This window comes from Bacillus mycoides (assembly GCF_018742245.1).
In the GTDB taxonomy this organism is placed as follows: domain Bacteria; phylum Bacillota; class Bacilli; order Bacillales; family Bacillaceae_G; genus Bacillus_A; species Bacillus_A cereus_U.
In genome coordinates this window covers 1,504,536-1,523,774 of the sequence record NZ_CP036132.1, presented here as the reverse complement: position 1 = coordinate 1,523,774, position 19,239 = coordinate 1,504,536, and the positions used below count along the sequence as shown (strand labels likewise).

Genomic DNA, 19,239 nt, shown 5'->3' with positions numbered 1-19,239 from the left:
TGTATCACTACGTTCTGTAAATCGTAAATACAGCTATTTCTTTATCTTTTTCGTCTAATGCTAATCCGAACATGAGGTCCTGCTCTTTTAACGTACGATTCAAGCTATCAACAATTTTATACAAGTCAGACGAATATTTAATACGCGTCGTTGATAGGACTTCGATTTTCTTATCCATGAAAAAACTCCTCCGTTACACAAAAATTTCTAATTATAGAAGAACGCAATGCGGTTACAATAAGAGTACATTCTTTACAACCCCTGCTTCATCACCCATCTATTATAGCAGGACATGTACAGCAAAAAAAGGTTTCAAATCGAAAAGCAATATATTTTGTATACAAGAAGTAAGAAAAATAAAATTCCTCCTACCCACATTTTTTACGCCTGAAGTTTAAGTGTACTTCAGGCGTATTTTTCTTCCAATTTTATTTATTTGGTCGTTCCTTTAATTGCTCTAACAATTCTTCTAAAGGTCCTTCATAGAGCGGGACGGTTGGGATTGATTGTAAAAAACGTTTTCCATAGGAAGAACTTGTCAAACGGCGATCTAGTACAAATACCGTTCCCGTATCTGTATTTGTTCTAATAAGACGACCAAATCCTTGTTTGAAACGTAATATCGCTTGCGGGAGCGCTAACTTAACGAATACGTCTTCTCCTTGATTTTTTAGCCACTCTCCTTTTGCTTCCATCATCGGCTGATTAGGAGGCGTAAAGGGCAGACGGACAATGACAAGGCAACTCAGAGCATCTCCAGGTATATCTATCCCTTCCCAAAAACTACTTGTTCCTAACAAAATCGATTTGTCGAACTCTTGAAATTTACGAATGAGGCGACTTCGGCTCTTATTATTCACACTTTGTGTTAATAATAAATATCCTTCTAATGAATCATCACTTTTCAAATTCGTATACGCTTCTTTCAACATTTCATACGAAGTAAATAAAACAAGCATTCTACCTTTTGTAGCTTTCGCTATTTTCGCAATATGTGCCGATACAGATTCAATATATTCCTCATTACTTGCTTGCTTAATAAAAGGCACATCAGTTGAAACCATTAATTTCATTTGTTCTTCAAAACGAAATGGTGATGGAACCTTTAATGTATTGGGCGCAAAATCATGCAAACCTAGCTCCTCTTTTATATAGTCGAATGAATCACTAACTGTTAACGTTGCTGATGTGAAAATAACACTCTTTTTTTCTGTTAAAAATTCATCAGCAAATCTTTCACTAATATGAACAGGCTGCGCATATAAAACTGTTGAATGAATCGTTCCCTTCGTTTCAGTCTCCATCCATGTCACGTATGAATTTTTTTCTAAAATGAGTAATTGTAAAGATTGTACCATCTTTCTCAACAACTCAATTAAGTGCATAAATTCACCTGTAACAACATGCATCTCCCATTCTAATTTACTTTGCAATATATCAACTTGCTTCTCAAGTGTAGTCACTAATTTTCTTACATCATATACAAAACGATTTGTTAACTCGGTAATGCTATCCCATAACTTACCTGTCTCTACTTCCGTGTTATATCGATAAATGAGCGGCATATTGCTCATCCCTTGTTCCTGCTTTGTTTGTTTAAATATGAAAGCACGTAACATTTGGAATAGTTCATCTGCATCAAATTTAAGTTCCTTCAAACTATGACTCACCATACGGAAAGTCGAACGAGAAGCTTGCTCTGATTTTTTCATCATTTTATATACTTTGGAAAGCACATCATCTGTTTCTAGCGTACCAAGACGAGATAAAGCTAATTGAAAATACATACATGAGAACTGTTCACCGAATGTTCTACTCGCCGCTTCCTCGATATGATGAGCTTCATCAAAAATAATATGTTCACATGAAGCAAACAGTGGTTCTTCACTTGAAAAATCTTGAAATAATAACGCATGATTTGTAATAACAATATCTGCAAACAATGCTTTATTCTTCGCTCGTTGATAAAAACAACGACTAAACCAGTTACTTTGCATCCCACCCGGACTATATGCATCACTACAAATACGGTTCCAAAGTAACTTTCCGCCCTCAGGAATATTTAATTCATCACGATCGCCGGTTTCCGTTTGCAATAACCATACTAAAATTTTTGCCTTTGTGAGCGCCATATCATAATTTTTTTCTTCCTCTTGCAAAGCATATTCAAATTTATGTAGACAAAGATAATGCTTTCTTCCTTTCAGAAGAGCTACTTCAAATGAAAATGGCATTATTTTCTGTAATAACGGAATTTCTTTTTCTAGTATTTGTTGTTGCAATTGTACAGTTTGTGTACTTATAATGACAGGTTCTTCTTTTTTCTTTGCGAAATAAATACTTGGAAGTAAATACGCAAGCGTCTTCCCCGTACCTGTTCCTGCTTCAATCAGTGAAAACCTAGAATCTCTTAGCGCTGTATATATTTCCTTCATCATAATTTGTTGGCTTTCTCTTTTTTCAAACTTTGGCATATTCAATTCAAGTTTATCCATTGCCTTATGTAAGAAAGCATCAAATTTAGATGCGCATGTTTCACTGAGGCCTAAAGAATAATTCCGCTTTCGAATCGCAATATTTCGATACACTTCATACTCCTCTGCCCTTTCTTTACCATGCATCATTTTCTTTAAAATATTTTCAGAAAGTACATCCGCTATATCACTTTGGAAAACATCACTTAATTCATAAAGCGATTGTAATGTGACAAGTGGTAACTTTTCAATTTCACTTAAAAATTGTAAAAACAACTCCGCTGTTGCAAGAGCATCACTATCCGCACGATGTGGTTGATCGTGCTCTAGCTCATGCTGCTTAGCTAAATCACGTAATTTATAACTATCAGCTGTCGGCAAAAGAATTTGCGCCAATTCAACTGTATCAATTTTAGGACAATGTACTTCTGTATATCCAGCCTGCCTTAATTCTTCATTTAAAAAATTCCAATCAAAGTGAACGTTATGTGCAACAAAAGCCGCACCTTGTAATAGCTCAACAATCATCGGGGCTACATCTCGAAATAACGGGGCTTGCTTTACAAGATCTTCATCAATCCCAGTTAATTCTGTAATAAATAGGGGAATCTCTCTCTTCGGATTAATAAAAGATGAAAAAATCTCTAATATCTCTCCATCTTCCACTACAACAGCTGCAATTTGGGTGATTTTATCCTTCCCATCCTTCCAGGAGTTCCCTGTCGTCTCTAAATCAACAACGACATAACGCTTACTCATATATGTAACACCTCAATTTCTTACCTATCAAACACAAAAATTATATAATGTTACTATACCACGTTTTACCTCATCTTAATGAAAAGATGCACAAAAAAGCTATCTCCTTAATTAGAGATAGCCTTCCTACTTATAATATCGTGCCAGCTTTTTCAGCACCTAACATTTCAATAATTTGATTATCATCGTCTAATACTGCAATTTTCGGCTCTTGTTTATGAATATTTTCTTCTGCCACTAAACCATAGCAAATAATAATAATTTTATCACCCGGTTGTACAAGTCTTGCAGCTGCACCATTTAAACACACAACACCGCTACCGCGCTCTCCTTTAATAACATATGTCTCTAAGCGAGCTCCATTGTTGTTATTTACAATTTGTACTTTTTCATTTTCTACAATATTTACCGCATCCATTAAATCTTCATCAATTGTAATACTACCTACATAATTTAAATTTGCTTCTGTTACAGTTGCGCGATGTAACTTCGCTCTCATCATTGTGCGAAACATAGATGCTCCCCCTTATTTCCCCATTAATGTTATATTGTCAATTAATCGTACATGTTCAAACTTAACTGCAATCGCTAAAATGATTCTTCCTTCAATTTTATCTATTGCTTTTAATGAAGGATATGCATATAAATCAGCATAATCTACAGTGCCTTTCGTATACTTCTCAATATGCTCTTTCACAAGATTCATAATGATTTCTGGATTACGTTCGCCTGCCTCAATTCGTTCTTTCGCTATACATAGACTGCGGTATAAATGAGGAGCCTCTTCGCGTTCTTCTAGTGATAAATACACATTACGAGAACTTTTCGCTAATCCATCTTCTTCCCTTACAATATCAACTGGTACGATCGTAACGGGAATATTAAAATCAGTTACGAATCCTTCAATTACAGCTACTTGCTGTGCATCTTTCATACCGAAATAAGCACGCGTTGGCAATGTAATATTAAATAGTTTCATTAGTACAGTCGCAACACCAGCGAAATGACCAGGTCTTTGTTTACCACATAATACGTCGGTACGCTTCACAACTTCTACTGTTGTCGTTTGTTCTGCTGGATACATCTCTTCTACACTCGGATAAAATAAATAATCAATACCATTTTCTTTTGCTACATTTTCATCTCTATCAATATCACGTGGGTATCGATCTAAATCTTCATTTGGTCCAAATTGTAGTGGATTTACAAATACACTTAACACTACAATTTCATTTTCTTCCCTTGCCTTACGTAGTAACGTAGCATGGCCTTCGTGTAAATACCCCATCGTTGGAACAAAACCGATACTTTTTCCACTTGTACGAAGGTCGTTTGTAATTTGCTGCATCTCTTGCACTGTAGTTATGATTTTCATTATTGTTTTCCTCCGTATAACGCTAAGTACTCTTCCTCTTTCATTGTGAATGAATGTTTTTCTTCAGGAAATTGCCCTGTCTTTACTTCAGTAACGTATTGCGAAATCCCTCGCACAATCTCCTCTTGAACAGACGTATATTGCTTCACAAATTTCGGAACACGATTTACGCCGTACGAGATAAGATCATGATATACAAGAACTTGCCCATCTACTTTTTGTCCTGCTCCAATTCCGATTATCGGAATTGTTAACTGCTCTGAAATAAGTTCTGCTAATTGCATTGGCACACACTCTAACACAAGTGCTATCGCACCAGCTTCCTCACATTTCTTTGCATCTTCTATTAATTTTTTTGCACTTTCAGCATCTTTCCCTTGTACTTTATACCCACCTAGCACTCCTACAGATTGAGGAGTTAAACCTAAATGCGCCACAACGGGAATTCCCGCATTCGTTAAGTAGTGAATAGTTGATATAACTTCTCCAGCACCTTCTACCTTTAATGCATGTGCCCCGCTCTCTTGAACAATGCGACGTGCATTAACCATCGTATCTTGCAATGAGACATGATAAGACATAAATGGCATATCAGTTACAATAAACGTCTCTTTCGCTCCGCGGCGTACAGCTTTCGTATGATGAATCATATCCTCTACAGTTACTGGAACTGTTGAATCATACCCAAGTACAACCATTCCTAGAGAATCACCCACTAAAATCATATCGACTTTAGCTTCTTCTGCTAATTTAGCAGATGGATAATCATACGCCGTTAGCATTGTAATCGGCTCACCTTGCTCTTTCATTTTCAAAAAATCTGTTTTTGTTTTCAAAAACTACTCCTCCTTTATGCAGGAGAGAGGAGATGGCCGAAATCATATAAAAAACCCCTCTGGCCATAAAAGGGCAGAAGGGTTGTGTGTTAGTCGGCATTATTCATCCCTCTGTCCCAGTCCGTTATTGGATCAAGGCAGAATCCAAATTATTATTTTTTCATACTGCGTAAAATAATGGTGCAGTTCACTTTGATACTGCCCATATTCGAACTAATTATAGCAAACTCTGAAAAGGAATTGCTACATTTTTTCGAAAAAATAATTTTCTATCCCTATTACGGTATGTGAAATTTATTAGTATCTAAATAACAAAAAGAAGCTCCAAAATAGGAACTTCTTTTACTTAATTTCTATATCAGCAGAATGAATGTGGTGCACTTGTCCTTGATGATCCTCAAGTAACAATACACCATCCTCCGTAATCCCTTTTGCTAGCCCATTAATAGTTTCCTTCATCGTTCGAGCTGTAATTTCTTTTCCGATACTTACTGCGTAACTTTCCCAAAGAATTTTAATAACAGAGAAGCCATTTTTTAAATACTCTTCATACAATTTCTCTAGTTGCAAGAAAATTTGTTGCATAAGTTCCGCACGAACAATCGGCTTATCCGATTCAATTGCTAATGAAGTTGCAATTTGCTGAATTTCCTCATCAAAATGTTCTTGTTTCTGATTTGCATTAATGCCAATCCCCATAATAACAGCATTAATTTTATCTGGATCAGCTTGCATCTCTGTTAATATACCGACAGCTTTTTTACCTTGAATTAAAATATCATTTGGCCATTTAATCCCTACGTTTACACCGGTACATTTTTCAATTGCTTGCGCTACGCTAACAGCTGCTAATAAAGTAAGCTGTGGTGCATGATGAACTGGAATAGATGGACGCAAAATAATACTCATCCAAATTCCTGTTCCTTTTGGAGAATACCATTTTCTACTTAAACGTCCTCTACCTGCTGTTTGTTCTTCAGCAACGACAATTGTTCCCTCTTCTGCGCCTTCATAAGCAAGTCTCGCTGCAATATGCTGAGTAGATTCAACCGATTCTTCAAAATAAACCGTTCTACCGATACGCTCTGTTTGTAATCCTAATTGAATCTCATTAGCAGTTACTTTATCTGGTTTACTAGCAATTCGATACCCTAAGCGGCGTACAGCTTCTAGTTCATACCCTTCATTACGAAGGTCCTCCATATGCTTCCATACAGCGGTTCTCGAACAGCCAAGTTTGTCACTAAGTGTTTGACCAGATACAAATGCACCATCTGCTTCAGAAAAAACTTGTAATAACTGCTTTCTTATAGTAGATTGCATCTTTGTAGCCACTCCCTTATATTCTCTTTCTTATTAACTAAATCTCCTTGTACGATTGCTTCTTCAATATTTTGAAGCATTTCGGCAACCCACGGACCTGGCTTTTTATCTGCCCAGCTTAATAAATCATTACCAGTCACATTCATTTCTTGACGATTTTTTATCGGCAATGCATGAAATAATGATTGTACTTGCTTAACAGACGCACTATTATAACTTTCTATTATCGCTTCATATACTCTTTCCGCCATCTCAGCGATGCGAATTCCAGTTTTATAAAGAAGGATTGTATCCCACTCCCTCTCCTTTCTAGAACGAATTGCTAATAAAACCGCTACGATATCTTTAATCTTTTTATTCGAAAACTTCCATTGACGTAAAAAGACAGATGGATGCTCTTCTCCTATACAATATAAGAAAAATGCCCACGCCTCAACGTCTGTTTCGAGAGAATCCCATTTATACTGCGTAGCTTTCAAGAGTCTTTCTTCTGACATTTGCAAATATGGCAGATGAGAAAATAGCTTCGTTTCTACTAACTCTTGAAGACCATTCACACAATATGTACCGGTCAACAATTTTTCAAATTCAACTGTAATTCTTTCAATCGCTATATGTTCGAGCAAATGCCCATACGTTTCAATTGCTTGTTTCGTCTTTATTTCCAAAGAGAAACCTAACGTACTTACGAACCGAATACCACGCATCATTCGCAGTGCATCTTCTTGAAAACGGTCTGCAGCATCTCCAACCGTTGTAATTTCCTTCAGACGAATCGCTTCTTTTCCAGCAAATAAATCAACCATTTCGCCTTCCTCTGTCATCGCAATTGCATTCATCGTGAAATCACGTCGTTTTAAATCCTCTTCTAATGAACGGACAAATTGAACACTACTAGGTCTCCGAAAATCTTCATATTCGCTTTCAGTTCGAAAAGTAGTTACCTCATACGGTTCACCATTTTCTACAACAATTACAGTTCCATGCTCAAGACCAACCGGAACATGTCTTGGGAAAATAGCCATTACTTCTTCTGGTAAAGCAGATGTTGCGATATCGATATCTCCAATCGGTCTATCGATAATAAGATCGCGTACACTTCCACCAACGAAGTAAGCCTCATGTCCGTGCTGTTTTAATATCTCAATAATTGAACTAGCTTTTTTAAATCTTTCCATTCTTGTCATCCCTTAGTATGTCATAATAAATCGCCTCATACTGTGAAACGATTTTTTCCGAACGAAACTGCTCATATACAGATTTCATCGCTCGCTCTCCCATATTACGGTGAAGTTCTTCATTTTCTAGTAGTTGAATTGCTTGCTTAGCTATTCCATCTGTATCTCCAACTTCACATATATATCCTGTCTCACCATGTTGAATGACCTCTGGAATGCCCCCAACCCTCGTTCCGATACTAGGCACACCACACGCCATCGCTTCTAATATAACGAGACCAAAACTTTCCTTTTCTGATAAAAGTAGCATTAAATCACTCATCGCAAGAAGCTCTGCAACATTATCTTGCTTTCCTAGGAATAAGACACGTTCCTCAATATGTAAACTTTTCACCAATTGTAAAATAGTACAGAACTCTGGTCCATCACCAACAAGAAGCAATTTCGCATCTACTTCCTTTACAATTTTGGCAAATGACTGCACAACATCTTGTACACGCTTAACCTTTCGGAAATTTGAAATATGAATCAACACTTTTTCATTTTCTCGTATACCATATTCTTTTTTTAATTGAGACATATCACGCTTGAAATAAACACGTTCGTCTACAAAATTGTATACCGTCTCAATTTCTTTATCTGGTTTTACAAGTTCATTCGTTTCTTCAATTAACGAATGTGACACAGCTGTAACAACATCAGATTGTTCAATACCAAAGCGAATTAAATTATTTAACGAAGGGTCGGAACCTAACACAGTAATATCCGTTCCATGTAAGGTTGTAACAATTTTAATACGCTCCCCAATCATTTGTTTTGCTAAATATGCACAAATAGCATGAGGGATTGCATAATGCACATGTAAAATATCAAGGTTTTCTCTTTGAGCAACCTCTGCCATTTTACTCGCTAATGCTAAATCGTAAGGTGGATATTGAAAAACAGAATATTGATTTACTGTTACTTCGTGAAAATAAATGTTCGGGTACACTTTATTCAACCGAAATGGTACACCCGATGTAATAAAATGAATTTCATGTCCGCGTTCCGCCAATTGCTTTCCTAACTCTGTCCCAACAACCCCAGAACCACCTACAGAAGGATAACATGTAATACCTATTTTCAATTTCATTTACATCCCCCTATTAAATCAGCATGTAATAAAACCGGCTTCTTACTCATAAATCCTTCGGCATACAGCACTCCAACTTCTTTCCCAAACATCTTCTCCCGAGCGATTACAGTTTCAACGTATCCTTCGGTTAATGGCGTCTTAACACCATCACTCCCTGTTGAAAACTGACTTTCATACGCTTCCAACGCTTCCACCTTTTTAGAAAGGTATTCACTAATATCTATACAAAAATTCGGTTTATGAAAACCATTAATTATATAATTATAAAAAGACTCTACACGGTGCGGCGGAAGTTCAGGCATATATTTACGAATTCCCGCTGAAAAGATAGCTTCTTCCACAAGTTTCGCGCAATTAGCATGGTCTGGATGACGATCTTCGTAATATGGTGCGAAAATTAGTGTTGGTTTATATGTACGAATAATCTTTACAATTTCACGTATATACTCTTCTTTCATATACAAACCACGGTCTGGCATCGCTAAATTAATTCTCGTTTTTACTCCCATAATACGAGCTGCAGCCTTTGCTTCTTCTTTTCTCAGTTCTACCGTTCCATTTGAAGAAAGATCAGCTTCTGTTAAATCGCAAATGCCTACTTCATATCCTTGTTTCGTATACTTTGCAATGGTACCTGCCATGCCAATTTCCACATCATCGGCATGAGCACCAAACGCTAATATATGTAATCCACTCATAATTGTTCCCCTCATTTTCTTAACTTTCGGTAATCTAAATCTCCCCGCTCTAATGCATGCATTAGCATTTCAGCACTTGCCATATTCGTTGCTAGTGGGATGGCGTATACATCACATAAACGAAGTAACGCATTGACATCAGGTTCATGCGGCTGCGCTGTTAGTGGATCCCGGAAAAAAATCACCATATCCATCTCATTTTTTGCAATCATTGCACCAATTTCTTGATCGCCACCAAGAGGACCAGATTGATATCTTGTTACAACTAAACCAGTTGCCTCCATAATACGAAGTCCTGTCGTTCCTGTTGCAAAAAGTTCATGTTTTTCAAAGATTGGTTTATATGCGTACGCGAACGAAACCATATCATCTTTCTTTTTGTCATGTGCGATTAAGGCAATTTTCATCCGTTGTCTCCCCTTTAGTCGATAATGTTTTCTAAACCATACACAAGATGATCAAGGTTCATTACTGTTTCAATTGATAGTTTTACACCTGACATAAATGATGCACGGTTGAATGAATCATGACGAACTGTTAACATTTGTCCATCTCCGCCGAACATTACTTCTTGGTGTGCAATAAGCCCTGGTAGACGTACGCTATGAATGTGAATACCATCCACATTTGCACCACGTGCCCCTTCTAATTGTTCCGTTTCATTAGGGTGTCCTTGCTCTTTTGGTACACGATTTTGACGGATTAATTCTACTGTTTTTACAGCTGTACCAGATGGTGCGTCTAATTTTTGATCATGGTGTAATTCAATTACTTCAACATCTTGGAAGTACTTTGCTGCCATTTGTGAAAATTTCATCATAAGAACTGCACCAATTGCAAAGTTTGGAGCGATAATTGTTCCTACTTCTTTTTCTTTTGCATTTTCTGTTAATTGTTTTAGTTCTTCTTCAGTAAATCCAGTTGTACCAATAACAGATCGAAGTCCACGTTCAACTGCAAGTGTCACATGTTTCTTTCCAACTTCTGGTGTTGTTAAATCTAACAATACATCTGCTTCTACTTCATCTAAACAAGTATGTAAATCCGCATAAATAGGTGCATCTAGCGCTGGCATTCCAGGTAAATCAGCGATTTTCTCTCCGCCATGCTTATAATCAATTGCTGCTACTAAATTGAAATGTTCTGTTCTTTCCATTAAAAGGACTGCTTCCTGTCCCATACGTCCTCTTGGTCCAGCGATGATTACTTTAATTTCTTTCATGCTTCTTTCTCTCCCTCATCAATACGTGTCCAGCGATCTTTATCACGTGTATTAAATTTATTCATTACAATGTTATGCGCTGTTTCTAAATCAATATTTAAACTATTTGCCATACAAATCATAACAAATAACACATCTCCAAGCTCTTCCTCAATACTTCGTTCTATCTCAGTCGTTTTCTTCGGCTTCTCACCATAATAATGGTTAACCTCTCTTGCAAGCTCTCCCATTTCTTCAGTTAAACGGGCCATCATTGCAAGCGGACTAAAATAACCTTCTTTAAATTGACCGATATATGCATCTACTTCTTTCTGCATATCTTTCATCGTTTTTGCTTCCATACTTGTCACCTCTATTCCTTCCTCTTTCATGTTAGCCAATTCATCGCGATTTGACAAATATTATTCTCTCATATCCCTATTTACGACTCTTTTTTGGATAGACTATAATAAAGTGAAACTTTCTTTTGCAATGTTTTTCTGCAAAAGATTAGTTGAACCAATCGGGTCCCTACGGCTGGTTCGCCCTTTTCTTCTTTGCTTTTCCCTCTACCAGCCGTTGGGACGGGGTAAAGTGAAACTTCTTTTGCAATGTTTTTCTGCAAAAGATTAGTTGAACCAATCGGGTCCCTACGGCTGGTTCGCCCTTTTCTTCTTTGCTTTTCCCTCTACCAGCCGTTGGGACGGGGTAAAGTGAAACTTCTTTTGCAATGTTTTTCTGCAAAAGATTAGTTGAACCAATCGGGTCCCTACGGCTGGTTCGCCCTTTTCTTCTTTGCTTTTCCCTCTACCAGCCGTTGGGACGGGGTAAAGTGAAACTTTCTTTTGCAATGTTTTTCTGCAAAAGATTAGTTGAACCAATCGGGTCCCTACGGCTGGTTCGCCCTTTTCTTCTTTGCTTTTCCCTCTACCAGCCGTTGGGACGGGGTAAAGTGAAACTTCTTTTGCAATGTTTTTCTGCAAAAGATTAGCCTGAACCAATCGGGCTCTTACGGCTAGTTTGCTCTGTCTTCTCTGCTTTATCTCCTACCAGCCGTTTGAGCGGGGTAAAGTGAAACTTCTTTTGCGTGATTTTTGCAAAAGGTCAGCCTGAACTAATTAGGACCTTATACTATTCTCTATTTTTACTAGCAACTAGAAATAACTTATTATTATGTCTTACCGTTTAAGCGGAGCAATTCCAATCATTACATAACTAGGGGGATTTCTATATGAAAGCAAACTTGAAGATTCGAAATATCATTTTCATTTTAATCGGTTCCGCTATTTTTTCTTTCGGCATTGTAAATATCAATATTGAAAACCATCTTGCAGAGGGTGGGTTTACCGGTATTACGCTATTATTATATTTTCTATTTTCGCTTGACCCTTCCTATACAAACTTAATTTTAAATATCCCTATATTTTTTATTGGCTGGAAGTTACTCGGCCGAACAACATTTTTATATACATTAATCGGTACATTTAGCGTCTCTTTATTCCTATGGATTTTCCAACGCTACGAAGTACTCAACTTACATTTAAACTTGCAAAATGATATGACACTGGCTGCTTTATTCGCTGGGGCATTTATCGGTATAGGACTTGGAATTATATTTAAATACGGCGGGACTACTGGCGGTGTTGATATTATCGCAAGACTAGCTCACAAATATGTTGGCTGGAGTATGGGAAAAACGATGTTTATGTTTGATGCCATCGTTATCATTGTCTCTATTCTTACATATTTATCATATCGTGAAGGCATGTATACGTTAGTTGCTGTATTTATCGGGGCTAAGGTTATTGATTTTATGCAAGAAGGAGCTTATTCAGCAAAAGGAGCAACTATTATTTCTGATAAAAATGATGAAATTGCTTCAAAAATTTTATCAGAAATGGAGCGCGGAGCAACCTTTTTAAAAGCAGTTGGATCCTATACAAAAGTTGAACGAAATGTACTATATTGTGTTGTTGCAAAAAACGAAATCGTGAAATTAAAAAATATCATTACTTCTGTAGACCCTCACGCCTTTGTCGCTGTAAGTGATGTACACGATGTTGTTGGCGAAGGATTTACATTAGATGAAAATAAAAATCCGTTACATAATTAAATTCAACTAGAAAAGCTCTTTAGCTTTTCTAGTTTTTTATTACATATCTTTTCAGTTTCTCCAAATCCTCATAAATGAGCTCCAATAAACTACGATTATAAAAAATTGAAGCTGGATGAAAAGTTGGAAATATATCATATTCTTTTTCAGTCCATATAAATTCTGTACCGCTACTATCTTTCAATTGCTGCACAGGTTGCTTTAACAATTCGCCATGAACATCCGTAATTTTATTATTTTTACCAACTAAACGCTGTAATGCAATATTACCAAGTGTAACAATAACAGGCGGCTGTATAAGTTCCAACTCATAATCTAACAAAGGTGCATGGGCAAGTATTTCTCCTTGATTTGGCGTTCTATTATACCTTTTCTGTATTATTTCGCCATTTCGTTCCCTTTTCTCTCTCCATTTATAAGGTCTACTCCGCACCGCACTCGTAATATATACTTCTTCCCTTGTAACGTGAATACGTTCTAAAAACTCCATTAAATGCTTTCCTGCTCTCCCGCTAAACGGAATCCCATTATGAATTTCTGTTTCACCAGGTGCTTCTCCAACAAGCATTAATTTCGGATTTCTAGGGCCCTGTCCACTTAAAAAACCTTCTAATTGGTATGTAGCACTTCGCTCCCTCACTTGTTTAACTAAATGATCTGGATATTCTATGTCTGTCACCTTCTTTCATCATTCCATACTTATCTTTATTTTAATTAGTTCTATACCCCATATTCTCTCTATTATTTCCATTTGTAACATATTATAAGATTCAATCCACAAAACAAAAAAAGACTATCATAATTGATAGTCTTTAATCGTCGCTACGCTGCATACCAGTATAAATTAATACGAGACGTAATAATTCAAATACTGCTACAGCAGCTGCTGCTACATATGTTAATGCTGCCGCATTTAATACTTTACGAGCTTGACCGTACTCATCTGTCGATACGATACCAAGTGCTTCAATTTGTTGCATTGCACGTTTTGATGCATCAAACTCAACTGGTAATGTAACAAGTTGGAAAACAACACCTGCTGCCATTAAAATAATTCCTAGTAACAACAAACCAGACATTTGTGCAAATACACCAATTAGGACAAAAACCCATGACATGTTTGAACCAAAATTAGCAACTGGCACTAACGAATGGCGTACACGCATGAAGTTATAATCTTTCGCATCTTGAATTGCGTGTCCTACTTCATGTGCTGCTACAGCTGTACCAGCAACTGAATGACCATAGTAGTTATCTGTCGATAATCTAACCGTCTTTACACGCGGGTCATAATGATCTGACAAATGACCTGGCGTTTCTTCTACAGCTACATTGTACAATCCATTTTCATCTAAAATTTTCCGAGCCACTTCCGCTCCTGTCATACCTGATGTTGAATAAACTTGTGAATACTTGCTATAGGCACTACGTACTTTGGACTGTGCATACAACGGTATGATCAAAATGATCGCGAAGTAAATTAAATAAAACATCATAAACCTCCATTGAAGTTTTAATTATAGTACTTCTCATTCTATTTTTTTCTTCCACCGTTGTCAATAAATAAACCTTACAATCCGTATCTTTATTTATACGCATTATCTATCTTTAGAATGCAAGTTACTTCTCCGCTTCTCTCTCTCCCCTTTATACTTTCTCCATCCAACATACGTTAAAGTGAACAAAATAAGTCCTCCAGTAATTGTCATAAACCAAATGAGAGAGGGAGCAATCTCATCTTTTTTTACTGTATGAAATATTTTTTGCAAATCACCTTTAATAATCCCTAGTTGCATTTGTCCACCTTTCGTTTTTAACATAACGTTACGAAATTCATCCAAATAAGATAAATGTGCATTTACACGCTGTGCTTCGTTTTCTGGCAGGGCAATCATTAAACTAGGATAAATAATATTAAATTCATTTAAAAGTGTATTTAGCGTCTGTTGGAACTGTCCATCATCGTCTTTTTCCATCGCTTTTTCTACTTGAGAAAAAGCATTCATTATCTTTCTTTCTCTTTCCATCCAAAGTGGCTGATATTTAGATACTTGTGCATCAACAGCAAGTTGTAACGCTAACATATTATCAACTTTAACTTGCCTATCTAAATCTTCCGCGAGAGATTGTTTCGCCTTATCGTATGCTAAAGAAACGACTCTAATTTGTCCCGGAGTTACTTTTGAATTATTTTCATTTTCCTTTGATAGAAACTGCTCTGAGAAATGGTGCAGTACTTGTATTGCCTTATCATCTTCTTTTTTCTTCACTAACTGCAAAGAGTCATCTAGCAATCCAGTTAGTTCACTCCACTCTTCAGCGTATATACGTACTGGAAACATTATAATTAGAAATGCTATCAGTCCAATTAATGTTCTCTTCATCCCGGTCCCCCCTATAACTACTAGTACAAAATATGTGGAATTGGACAAGAATAGAACAGAACAAAATCAAAAAATATATTATCTCTATGAAAACAAAAAAATTCTCTTTAAACAGAGAATTTTTTCTTTGAAATCCTTTTCTTTTTCACTAAATATTTATACACACCGTAACAAAGTATGCTACCGCCTAAAATCAATAATAAAATAACACATGCAGCATGCATAAAGAATTCTTCCGGTAACATTAAAATAACCGGATCTGTTTCAATATCAAACATCCAATAATCATTGCTAAATAAAAGCTTGTGAAATAATACGAAACTCTTTTCAAAATTAATAGCAATTGGTAACGTAAGAGCTATTGGAAAAATAATTGTAAGAATCGCTCCGTGAAGTAAAAACTTTTCTTTTTTCTTTTTTATTAAATACGCTCCTCCTAATACAGCAATTACAATCGTTCCATACATTATATATTGAATCTTTACCAAAATATTTTTAACATCCACAAAATGAATGCGGCCATTTGTGGACATATCTAATGTCGGCAATTGTAATGCACCTTCATAAAACGGCGATAAATATGTAATAAGCACGTCATAGTTTCTCTTAATTTCATCTTTCGTCATATCCGCTAAATCTGGAATATTTAAAAAATCAATTTCTAAATAATACAACCATTTTCCATATACAACTATCGTTGCCGCGAGAGCGAAAACAGAAAATGCTATGCTATAGGAAACTACTAAAGTGATCAATCGATCCAATATGTTTATACCACTCTTATTTTTCTTCATTTTCTCCCCCTAAATGTCCTCATCATCATAAAGAAAACTGTTTTCGGTTCTCACGTAAGCAATAATAATATGTAATACACAGTACAACAATACTTAACCAAAACGTAAAATAACCAATTTTCTCTACAAACAAATGCATAATCCCGTATCTCGGCATTTGCCAAAATAAATAATCAATTGCATCATTATGTAATGTCCATATGCCAGCTACAGTGAAGTGCCATTTTTTTATCCGATAAAACGGAGCATATAACATCCCCTGCACTGCCATCGCAAAATGAGATAACATTAACATATATCCCATAAGGCCAATAGGACCTTTTACATAAATCATAACCCCATTTACAACAACAGCCCAAATACCATATTTTATTAAAGTAACTATCGCTAACGCTTCTATTAACCCCCAGTTCTTCTTCATCAAAAAAGCAATTAAAACAAAGACAAAAAAGAGACTTGCCATAGGGCTATCTGGTACAAACGGCCAAAATATAGGTGAGGTTTCTTTTAATTGATTTCCATACCATATGAATCCGTAAATTGTACCTAATATGTTAACAACCAATAAAAATAATAGTACCGAACGTTGCCTTAACATTGCATACAAGTAAACCAAGCTGTATGTCCAACACCTTTCAAACAAAGTAATTCTTTCATCGAACTCTACTCTATTATATAGCAAACTTTCCGTCATCAAAATAAAAAGCTGACTACAGATTTGAAGTGCACCCCAATTGTTAGACACGGTCTAACAATTGGAGGTGCATTTTTTATGGCTAAATTTTCTTCAAAAGAAAAAATCCAAGCGGTGAAACGATATTTAGATGGTTCAGAGAGTGGAAAAACAATTGCTAAATCTATAGGAGTTACTCCTGTTTTAATTCGTGAGTGGATTAGACGATATGAATCTTCAGGTGAAAGGGCCTTTGACAAGTGCTATACATTATACTCAGCTCAGTATAAACTAGATGTACTTTATTATATGAATGAACACGGGACATCTATCAGAGAAACAGCGGCGCTTTTCAATATTCCGTCTTATGAAACACTTCGGAAATGGAAAATAGCCTATGAAACAGGAGGATTGGATGCCCTACAATCAAAGAAAAAGGGGCGTCCAACCATGAAAGATAAAAAAATAAAACCAGTAGTAGAAGGTTCAATAGAAGCACTACAAGCCGAAAATGAGCGTTTACGGATGGAAAATGCATATTTAAAAAAGTTGAATGCCTTAGTTCAAAACAAGGAAAAATCACCAAACAAGACAAAGCGCAAGTAATCTATGAGTTAAGGCATGAATTTCCTGTCAAGGAGTTACTTCAACTCGCAAACATTCCACGTAGTACGTACTATTACTGGATGAAACAGTTCAATCGTCCTGATCCAAATGCAGAAGTAAAAGAACTGATTCAAGCTATTTATAATGAACACGATGGGTGTTATGGGTATCGTCGTATTCGTGATGAACTTATGAATCGTGGACACAAAGTAAATCATAAAAAAGTGTATCGCCTTATGAAAGAATTAGGGTTAAAATGTCTTGTTCGTATGAAAAAATATCGCTCTTACAAAGGGACAGTTGGGAAAATTGCGCCAAATATTTTAAATCGCAACTTCCAAGCTGTAAAACCAAATGAAAAGTGGGTTACAGATATTACGGAGTTTAAGTTATTTGGGGAGAAGTTATACTTATCACCAATGTTGGATTTGTTTAATAGTGAAATTATTACCTATACAATTGGTTCAAGACCGACCTATTCCCTTGTTTCAACGATGTTAGATCAAGCTTTTGAACGTATAACAGATCAGGATAAACTCCTCATTCATTCTGATCAAGGTTGGCACTATCAAATGAAACAATACCGTCATTCTCTTAAGAACTGTGGCATTACTCAAAGTATGTCTCGCAAAGGAAACTGTTATGACAATGCCGTTATTGAAAATTTCTTTGGTATCATGAAATCAGAATTTCTGTATCGAAAAGAATTTGAAAGTATAACACATTTCAAACAAGAATTAGCAAAGTATATAGAATACTATAATCATAAAAGAATTAAGGCAAAATTAAAGGGTATGAGCCCGGTACAATACCGGGCTCATACCCTAGAAGCTGCCTAATGAAACGACCTGTCTAACTTTCGGGGGTCACTTCAATTTTGTAGTCAGCTTTTCTATTATTTTTTATTATACTTTGCAACGAATTCCGAAAGCTTTTTCAGTTCCTCATCTGTACCTTTAAATACCCCTTTAGGCATTGAACCTTTTCCATCTTTCGCAATTTTAGCGATTTCTTCTGGTTTTAAAGTTAAGTTTTGTAAAGCGGGTGCTGCCGCACCGCCCTGTAAATTGTCACCATGACATGTTAAACAAGTATTTTTTTGCATTAACTTGTATCCATCATCATTTTTATCAACTGGTGCTGTTTTTACAATTGCTCCCTGTTTTTTTGCAGCTTCCCAGTCGTGGTGTGCTACAGATTCCCAAGTTAAAAAGATAATCGATGCAATTGCTAAAAGCATAAATCCAGTTGCCACAGGCCGCTTCAGCGGGCGTCTTTCTGGGCCTCGATCAAGAAATGGAGCTAATAGTAACGCTCCAAACGCAATCCCCGGCATAATAAACGCACCAATTACAGTAAATGAGCCTGAAGCATACGAATACTTTAATAACTGATACAAGAATAAGAAATACCAATCTGGAAGTGGTATATATCCTGCATCTGTAGGATCCGCCATTCTCTCAAGCGGTGACGGATGCGCCACTGTTAAACATAAATAACCGATTAAAAAAACTGCACCAACCATCCATTCTTTTAACAAGAAATTCGGCCAAAACGCTTCTGTTTTCCCTGGATATTCAGAATAATCTTTTGGAATATTTGGTTTCCGGGCTACTGGTACCCGAGAATCTCCTACAAACTTCATCCCTTTGCCGCGATGCATAATCTCCCTCCTTTTGTTCTTTCCCCT

The 19,239-nt window shown here is 36.4% G+C and carries 20 protein-coding genes; 2 read left to right on the top strand and 18 right to left on the bottom strand.

The genetic code is table 11. The features are described 5' to 3' along the window. Positions 1 to 7: 7 nt before the first annotated feature. The 12 genes from EXW56_RS07780 to EXW56_RS07725 form a co-directional block, all read right to left on the bottom strand. Positions 8 to 178, bottom strand: a complete 171-nt coding sequence (locus EXW56_RS07780) for a YpmA family protein (RefSeq protein WP_000358351.1) — start codon at positions 176 to 178, stop codon at positions 8 to 10. Positions 179 to 428: 250 nt separating this feature from the next. Further along, positions 429 to 3,233 carry an ATP-dependent DNA helicase DinG gene (gene dinG, locus EXW56_RS07775; protein ID WP_002201121.1) on the bottom strand — a complete coding sequence of 935 codons (2,805 nt, stop codon included), beginning with the start codon at positions 3,231 to 3,233 and terminating at the stop codon, positions 429 to 431. 130 nt (positions 3,234 to 3,363) lie between these two features. Then, positions 3,364 to 3,747, bottom strand: a complete 384-nt coding sequence (gene panD / locus EXW56_RS07770; RefSeq protein WP_002201122.1) for an aspartate 1-decarboxylase — start codon at positions 3,745 to 3,747, stop codon at positions 3,364 to 3,366. Positions 3,748 to 3,759: 12 nt separating this feature from the next. Beyond that, positions 3,760 to 4,608 carry a pantoate--beta-alanine ligase gene (gene panC / locus EXW56_RS07765; RefSeq protein ID WP_002201123.1) on the bottom strand — a complete coding sequence of 283 codons (849 nt, stop codon included), beginning with the start codon at positions 4,606 to 4,608 and terminating at the stop codon, positions 3,760 to 3,762. After that, a complete protein-coding gene (panB, locus tag EXW56_RS07760) occupies positions 4,608 to 5,444 on the bottom strand; it encodes a 3-methyl-2-oxobutanoate hydroxymethyltransferase (protein ID WP_199709233.1) in 837 nt (278 codons plus the stop codon). Before panB ends, panC begins: the two co-directional genes overlap by 1 nt. A 342-nt stretch (positions 5,445 to 5,786) precedes the next feature. Continuing rightward, positions 5,787 to 6,767, bottom strand: coding sequence for a biotin--[acetyl-CoA-carboxylase] ligase (locus tag EXW56_RS07755; protein ID WP_002201125.1), 981 nt, complete (start codon positions 6,765 to 6,767; stop codon positions 5,787 to 5,789). Then, positions 6,752 to 7,945 (bottom strand): CCA tRNA nucleotidyltransferase, encoded by a 1,194-nt coding sequence (locus EXW56_RS07750; RefSeq protein ID WP_215597341.1) that lies wholly within the window; start codon positions 7,943 to 7,945, stop codon positions 6,752 to 6,754. The genes EXW56_RS07755 and EXW56_RS07750 overlap by 16 nt, the downstream gene beginning before the upstream one ends. After that, the gene (gene bshA, locus EXW56_RS07745; RefSeq protein WP_002086596.1) at positions 7,932 to 9,077 is read right to left on the bottom strand and encodes an N-acetyl-alpha-D-glucosaminyl L-malate synthase BshA; all 1,146 of its coding nucleotides are present in this window, start codon (positions 9,075 to 9,077) and stop codon (positions 7,932 to 7,934) included. The genes EXW56_RS07750 and bshA overlap by 14 nt, the downstream gene beginning before the upstream one ends. Continuing rightward, positions 9,074 to 9,778: a bacillithiol biosynthesis deacetylase BshB1 gene (gene bshB1 / locus EXW56_RS07740; protein ID WP_002202604.1), complete on the bottom strand. Its 705-nt coding sequence runs from the start codon at positions 9,776 to 9,778 to the stop codon at positions 9,074 to 9,076. The genes bshA and bshB1 overlap by 4 nt, the downstream gene beginning before the upstream one ends. An 11-nt stretch (positions 9,779 to 9,789) precedes the next feature. Then, positions 9,790 to 10,185, bottom strand: a complete 396-nt coding sequence (gene mgsA / locus EXW56_RS07735) for a methylglyoxal synthase (RefSeq protein ID WP_000684753.1) — start codon at positions 10,183 to 10,185, stop codon at positions 9,790 to 9,792. 14 nt (positions 10,186 to 10,199) lie between these two features. Continuing rightward, complete coding sequence (gene dapB, locus EXW56_RS07730; protein ID WP_002158574.1) at positions 10,200 to 11,000, bottom strand: dihydrodipicolinate reductase; 801 nt, start codon at positions 10,998 to 11,000, stop codon at positions 10,200 to 10,202. Further along, positions 10,997 to 11,341: a nucleotide pyrophosphohydrolase gene (locus tag EXW56_RS07725; protein WP_002158575.1), complete on the bottom strand. Its 345-nt coding sequence runs from the start codon at positions 11,339 to 11,341 to the stop codon at positions 10,997 to 10,999. Before EXW56_RS07725 ends, dapB begins: the two co-directional genes overlap by 4 nt. An 869-nt stretch (positions 11,342 to 12,210) precedes the next feature. Here EXW56_RS07725 and EXW56_RS07720 point away from each other — a divergent pair. Then, complete coding sequence (locus tag EXW56_RS07720) at positions 12,211 to 13,092, top strand: YitT family protein (RefSeq protein ID WP_199660018.1); 882 nt, start codon at positions 12,211 to 12,213, stop codon at positions 13,090 to 13,092. Between the two features lie 28 nt (positions 13,093 to 13,120). Here EXW56_RS07720 and EXW56_RS07715 read toward each other — a convergent pair whose 3' ends face one another. The 5 genes from EXW56_RS07715 to EXW56_RS07695 all read right to left on the bottom strand — a co-directional run bounded on the left by EXW56_RS07715 (position 13,121) and on the right by EXW56_RS07695 (position 16,886). Beyond that, complete coding sequence (locus EXW56_RS07715; protein ID WP_215597340.1) at positions 13,121 to 13,771, bottom strand: uracil-DNA glycosylase; 651 nt, start codon at positions 13,769 to 13,771, stop codon at positions 13,121 to 13,123. A gap of 133 nt (positions 13,772 to 13,904) precedes the next feature. Beyond that, positions 13,905 to 14,585: a zinc metallopeptidase gene (locus EXW56_RS07710; protein WP_002149330.1), complete on the bottom strand. Its 681-nt coding sequence runs from the start codon at positions 14,583 to 14,585 to the stop codon at positions 13,905 to 13,907. 105 nt (positions 14,586 to 14,690) lie between these two features. Continuing rightward, positions 14,691 to 15,476: a sporulation protein YpjB gene (ypjB, locus tag EXW56_RS07705; RefSeq protein WP_002158579.1), complete on the bottom strand. Its 786-nt coding sequence runs from the start codon at positions 15,474 to 15,476 to the stop codon at positions 14,691 to 14,693. A 107-nt stretch (positions 15,477 to 15,583) separates the two neighbouring features. Beyond that, a complete protein-coding gene (locus EXW56_RS07700) occupies positions 15,584 to 16,270 on the bottom strand; it encodes a lipoprotein intramolecular transacylase Lit (protein WP_215558225.1) in 687 nt (228 codons plus the stop codon). 25 nt (positions 16,271 to 16,295) lie between these two features. After that, the gene (locus EXW56_RS07695; RefSeq protein ID WP_033716753.1) at positions 16,296 to 16,886 is read right to left on the bottom strand and encodes a lipoprotein heptaprenylglyceryl N-acetyltransferase LhaT; all 591 of its coding nucleotides are present in this window, start codon (positions 16,884 to 16,886) and stop codon (positions 16,296 to 16,298) included. A 156-nt stretch (positions 16,887 to 17,042) separates the two neighbouring features. Between EXW56_RS07695 and EXW56_RS07690 the strand changes: the two genes are divergently transcribed. Beyond that, a protein-coding gene (locus tag EXW56_RS07690) for an IS3 family transposase (RefSeq protein ID WP_215596794.1) occupies positions 17,043 to 18,388 on the top strand; the annotation gives its coding sequence in 2 pieces (ribosomal slippage) (positions 17,043 to 17,484 and positions 17,484 to 18,388; 1,347 coding nt in all). A 56-nt stretch (positions 18,389 to 18,444) separates the two neighbouring features. On the opposite strand, the gene qcrC is transcribed toward EXW56_RS07690, so the two are convergent. Then, positions 18,445 to 19,212, bottom strand: coding sequence for a menaquinol-cytochrome c reductase cytochrome b/c subunit (qcrC, locus tag EXW56_RS07685; RefSeq protein ID WP_000554601.1), 768 nt, complete (start codon positions 19,210 to 19,212; stop codon positions 18,445 to 18,447). Positions 19,213 to 19,239 lie beyond the last annotated feature (27 nt).